Source organism: Micrococcus sp. GbtcB5 (assembly GCF_019091605.1).
In the GTDB taxonomy this organism is placed as follows: domain Bacteria; phylum Actinomycetota; class Actinomycetes; order Actinomycetales; family Micrococcaceae; genus Micrococcus; species Micrococcus luteus.
In genome coordinates, this window is sequence record NZ_JAGXJK010000047.1 from 1 (window position 1) to 5439 (window position 5439).

General features: G+C 69.7%; 4 protein-coding genes. 3 read left to right on the forward strand and 1 reads right to left on the reverse strand.

Annotation, left to right across the window (positions count from 1 at the left end):
- Nucleotides 1-91 precede the first annotated feature (91 nt).
- Together KVS67_RS11080 and poxB are read left to right on the forward strand one after the other, a co-directional pair.
- Entirely contained in the window at nucleotides 92-988 is an 897-nt protein-coding gene (locus KVS67_RS11080; RefSeq protein WP_217565356.1) for a haloacid dehalogenase, read from the forward strand.
- Between the two features lie 129 nt (nucleotides 989-1117).
- Nucleotides 1118-2833: a ubiquinone-dependent pyruvate dehydrogenase gene (poxB, locus tag KVS67_RS11085; protein ID WP_207476839.1), complete on the forward strand. Its 1716-nt coding sequence runs from the start codon at nucleotides 1118-1120 to the stop codon at nucleotides 2831-2833.
- Nucleotides 2834-2920: 87 nt separating this feature from the next.
- Here the strand turns inward: poxB and KVS67_RS11090 are convergent, their stop codons facing one another.
- The gene (locus KVS67_RS11090) at nucleotides 2921-4483 is read right to left on the reverse strand and encodes a sodium:alanine symporter family protein (RefSeq protein WP_217565357.1); all 1563 of its coding nucleotides are present in this window, start codon (nucleotides 4481-4483) and stop codon (nucleotides 2921-2923) included.
- 502 nt (nucleotides 4484-4985) lie between these two features.
- Here KVS67_RS11090 and KVS67_RS11095 point away from each other — a divergent pair.
- Nucleotides 4986-5439 (forward strand): hypothetical protein (locus tag KVS67_RS11095; RefSeq protein WP_217565358.1); only part of this gene is annotated, 454 nt, incomplete at its 3' end.

Here is a 5439-nt window from a genome sequence, read left to right on the forward strand (position 1 = left end):
ACTTCCATCCTGCGGGAGAGGCCCACTCGTCTCATCTCAGCCCGGTACCCATGTCAAGAACCTCATGACCCACAACACCTAGGGTGGGGGCATGCGCACTTCCTCCCCGATAGGACTCCTGCTGGACGTGGACGGCCCCGTGGCCTCCACCGAGACCCGGACCGTGCCGGAGGGGATCATCGACGTGCTCGTCCGCCTCGCGCGGCGCGGGGTGCCGGTCGGCTTCAACACGGGCCGCTCCACGGACTTCCTCCTGCACAGCGTGATCGCCCCGCTGCGCGACGCGGGCCTCCCAGACGACGCCCCCTTCCACGCGGTCTGTGAGAAGGGCGCCGTGTGGTTCCCGTTCTCCGCGGTGCCCTCCGGGGACCTGCCCGACGTCACCGTGGACGGCACCGCCCCGGACTGGCTCCGCACCGACCCGGACATGGCCATCGACGCGGACACCCGTGACGCAATCTGGTCCCTCAACGATGAGCGCGCCGGGGACCTGCAGTTCACGGACCACACCAAGCTGGCCATGGTCTCCCTCGAGAAGACAGTGGGCGCGGACCAGGCGGAGTACGAGCGGGTGCGCGACGACGTCGCCGCGGGCGTCGAGGACCTGCTCGCCGAGCGCGGACTCGCCGAGGAGGTGCGCGTGGCCCCCTCGGTGATCTCGGTGGACGTCGAGCACCGCTCCTCCGGCAAGGACCTGGGCGTCGAGCGCTGCTTCGACCTGCTGGCGGAGGCGGGCACCCCGGCGCCCGAACGCTGGCTCACCGCGGGCGACTCGCGCAGCGACTACGCCATGGCCGACCGGCTGCACGAGCGCGGACTCACCGTGGAGCACATGGACGTGCGCCCCGCCGACGGCGTCCCCGAGAAGCCCTACGGCGTGGTGACGGCGGCGATCCTCGCCGAACGCGGCATCGGCGACGCCGACGACATCCACGAGCGGGCCGGCGAGTCCCTGCTGCGCTGGGTCGAGCGCGACCTGCTGCGCTGACCAGGCCGGACGCCCCCTCTGCGGGTGGCCGACCCTCCCCGGGCCTGGACCTCGACCCCTAGCGTGGAAGGCAAAGCGGCGCCCCTGCCGAACGGGCCCGGGCGCCTCCGACCAGAGAGAGGTTCCACCGTGGCCACTGTCGCCCAGAACATCGTCGAGACCCTCCACGCCTCGGGCGTGCGCCGCATGTACGGCGTGCCCGGGGACTCCCTCAACGGGCTGACCGAGGCCCTGCGCTCCCACGGCGGCATCCAGTGGGTGCACACCCGGCACGAGGAGACCGCGGCCTTCGCCGCCTCCGCCGAGTCCCAGCTCACGGATGAGCTCGCGGTCTGCGTGGGCTCGTGCGGTCCGGGCAACCTCCACCTGATCAACGGCCTGTTCGACGCACAGCGCTCCCGCACCCCGGTGCTCGCGATCGCCGCGCACATCCCGTCGGAGGAGATCGGTTCGGGCTACTTCCAGGAGACCCATCCGCAGGACCTGTTCCGCGAGTGCTCCGTCTACGTGGAGCACGTCTCCTCGGCGGACCAGATGCCCCGCATGCTGCGCACCGCGATGCGGGCCGCCGTCGAGCAGCGGGGCGTGGCCGTGCTCGTGATCCCGGGCGACGTGGCCCTCACCGAGCTCTCCGCGAAGCCCGAGGTGATCCGTCACACGCCGTCCCGCGTCATCCCGGCCGACTCCGTGCTGCGCGAGGCCGCCGAGGCCCTGGACTCGTCCAAGCGGATCACCATCCTGGCCGGCGCGGGTGCGGCCGGCGCCCACGACGAGGTCGTGGCCCTGGCGGAGCGCCTGCAGGCCCCGATCGTCCACGCGCTGCGCGGCAAGGACCGGATCGAGTACGACAACCCGTATGACGTCGGTTTGACCGGCCTGCTCGGCTTCGCCTCCGGCTACCACGCGCTCAAGGAGGCCGAGACTCTGCTGATCCTCGGCTCCTCCCTGCCGTACCGGCAGTTCTACCCCGAGGACGCCACGGTCATCCAGGTGGACGTGCGCGGCGAGCAGATCGGCCGACGGGTGGCCGTGGACGTGCCGCTCGTGGGCGGCGTGAAGGAGACGGCCCAGGCCCTGCTGCCGCTGCTGCGCGGGAACTCGTCGTCGGCGTTCCTGGACAAGGCGCTCAAGCACTACGCCAAGACCCGCAAGGACCTCGACCAGCTGGCCTCCCCGGAACGCGGACGCGTGCATCCGCAGTACGTGGCCCGCCTCCTCGACGAGCTGGCCGACGACGACGTGGTGTTCCTGCCCGACGTCGGCTCCCCGGTGGTCTGGGCCTCCCGGTACCTGACGATGAACGGGCGCCGCCGGATCATCGGCTCCCTGTCCCACGGCTCCATGGCCAACGCGGTCACGCAGGCGGTCGGCGCCCAGGCGGTCGACCCTGCCCGCCAGGTGGTGGCGATGGCCGGCGACGGCGGGTTGGCCATGATGCTCGGCGAGCTGCTGTCGTTCGTGCAGAACGACCTGCCCGTGAAGACGCTCGTGTTCGACAACGACTCGCTGAACTTCGTGGAGCTCGAGATGATGGCCGCCGGGTTCGTCCCCTTCGGGACGGACCTGCAGAACCCGGACTTCGCGGCGATCGCGGAGGCAGCCGGCATCGAGGGCTTCCGCGCGGACCACACGACGGACCTGCCTGCGGTGATGCGCGAGTTCCTCGCCCACGACGGGCCGGCGCTGCTGGTGGTCAAGACCGAGCGTCAGGAGCTGACGATCCCGCCGAGCATCGAGTTCGAGCAGGCCAAGGGCTTCGCGCTCTACGCCATGCGCACCGTCCTCGACGGCAAGGGCACCAAGCTGCTCGACCTCGCGAAGGCGAACCTGCGCCAGCTGTTCTGACCTGCCGCGCACGACGACGCCCCGGACGCTGGCGGCGTCCGGGCCGTCGTCGTGGTGGGGCAGGGAGAGCCCAGCCCCGCCGGTAGGTCAGGCGCGGTGGGCGCCGCCCTCGGCGACGATCGGGTGCTCGGCCGTGCCGGCGACGCCCTGGGTGATCAGGCCGTCGGCGCGGTGCTCCCAGAAGTCCGCGTTGCGGATGCCGAGCGGGCGCGGGTCGAACTGCGGGTCGAGACCCTGGCGCTTCTGTGCGCGGTAGTCCTTGAGGGCCTTGAGGGCCGGGCCCTGCAGCACCAGGATGCCGAGGATGTTCAGCCAGGCCATGGAGCCCACGCCGATGTCGCCGAGGCCCCAGGCCGCACCCGTGGTGGCGACGGCGCCGTAGGCCACCGACACGAGGATCAGGGCCTGCAGGAAGCGCAGCGCGACGCGGCGGACCATGCCGTTGCGCAGGTTGCGCGTGAGGAACACGATGTTGACCTCGGCCATGTAGTAGTACGCCACGATCGTGGTGAAGGCGAAGAACGCCAGCGCCACGGCCACGAACGTGGGGCCGAAGCCGGAGAACATGGCGTCGAAGCCGGTCTGGACGAAGGCCGGGCCCTCGGAGGCCGTCGGGGAGACGATGCCCTCGAACAGCAGGTCGGAGCCGGGCCCGTCCGAGTACACCCGGTAGGCGCCCGTGGAGATGATGATGAACGCGGTGGCCGAGCAGACGAAGAGCGTGTCGATGTACACGGCGAACGCCTGCACGAAGCCCTGCTTGGCCGGATGCGAGACCTCGGCGGCCGCGGCGGCGTGCGGGCCCGTGCCCTGGCCGGCCTCGTTGGAGTAGACGCCGCGCTTCACGCCCCACTGGATGGCGAGGCCGAGGATCGCGCCGAACACGGCGTGCACGCCGAAGGCGCTGGCGAAGATGGAGCCGAAGACCTCGGGGATCTGGTCGAAGTTCAGGAACAGCACGATCAGCGCGAGGATGATGTACAGTACGGCCATCACGGGCACCACGTAGACGGCGAACGTCGCGATGCGCTTCACGCCGCCCAGGACGATGAAGGCCAGCAGGATGACCATGGCCAGGGCCACGACCCAGGCGGGCACGGCCCACGCCTCGCCCACGGCCGCGGCCACGCCGTTGGCCTGCACACCCGGCAGGAAGTAGCTGGTGGCGAAGACGGTGACGACGGCGAACAGGATGGCGTACACCTTGAACGCGGGGGCGGCGGCCGTGTGCTTGTAGGCCTTCTCGAAGTAGTACGCCGGGCCGCCGCGGTACTCGCCGGTGTCCGGGTCGCGCTCCTTGTAGATCTGGCCGAGCGTGGACTCGATGAAGGACGTGGCGGCGCCGAGCAGGGCCATGACCCACATCCAGAACACGGCACCGGGGCCGCCGAACGCGATGGCCGTGGCGACGCCGCCGATGTTGCCCATGCCGACGCGGCCGGCGAGCGACATCATGAGGGACTGGAGGGACGAGGTGCCGTCCGCGGAGTCCTGGCCCTCGCGGAGCTGCTTCACCATGTCCGGGATGTTCACGAACTGCAGGAACATGGTCCGGATGGTGAAGTAGAGGCCGACGATCAGGCAGAGCCAGATCAGGGCCGGGGACCAGATGACGTCGTTCACGGCGGTGATGAGATCTGCGAAGGACATGGGGTCTCCAGATCGGGGTGGGGATGGCCGGTGCGGTGCGAGCTCCGAGCGGCGGCCGCCGGCGGTCCCGGACGACTGGGGAGAAGGATACGCGCAAATGTGACCCGCGTCTCGCATCCAGCGGGGCGGATGAGGAGTCCGGGCGCGCCCTCCCCCGTCGACGGCGGTCCCCGACATGCGAAAAGCCCCGGAACCACTGGGGTCCCGGGGCTTGCCCGCGGAGGATGGGGGATTCTCGGTCATTCCCTGCTTGACATGGGACGATCCAACCAATAAGCGCGTCGTGACAGCTATGTGACAGTTCCGACTCGACGCCCTTTCGGACCACTGGACCCGTAGCGTGTCGTCCATTCACCATCATGCCTAGCTTGGGCTCGCAGCCGAGCCCCAAGACCGGATCACAGCGCGGTCGGGTTATCTCCCTCTCATGGGTTATCCCGATTCGGCCGCGGCGGGACTTCTCTCCTCGCCCCTCCATGACGGCCACCCCTATGCTCCAGGCATGACGAGCACCACACAGTCCGACGCAAACGAGCCGGAGCTGCCTCCGGCTCTCCCGTTCGATGACTTCGCCCAAGAGGTCTATCTAGAGGAAATCCAACGCAGGTGCGGGCGTGGCTTGCGCGCCGCGCGCCGATTGGGCAAGGCCCTCGCCATCCTGACGCAGCCAAACACCGACGGAGGGCCTGCCCTCAGCCCCCAGGAGCACCAGCGCGTCCATGAAAACGCCTTCGACTTCGCTGAGGCGGTGGTCAGCGAAGCAGCGATGGTGGCGCAGCTGCTGTGGCCAGATACCCGAAAGGGTCCTGGTGAAACTAGAGCGGCTTGCAAGCGCAGAGAGGCATATGCGAACCAACGGGGTGCCACACTGCGCCAACTTCTTGGCGTGGAGGATGACAGCCCTATCAGGGCCAAGGCTCTCCGGAACAGCATTCAGCATTTCGCTGTGCGACTCG

Bases quoted from the DNA above. Each gene is read 5' to 3' on its own strand.
- KVS67_RS11080 (WP_217565356.1), top strand. From the start codon at position 92: ATGCGCACTTCCTCCCCGATAGGACTCCTGCTGGACGTGGACGGCCCC.
- KVS67_RS11090 (WP_217565357.1), bottom strand. From the start codon at position 4,483: ATGTCCTTCGCAGATCTCATCACCGCCGTGAACGACGTCATCTGGTCC.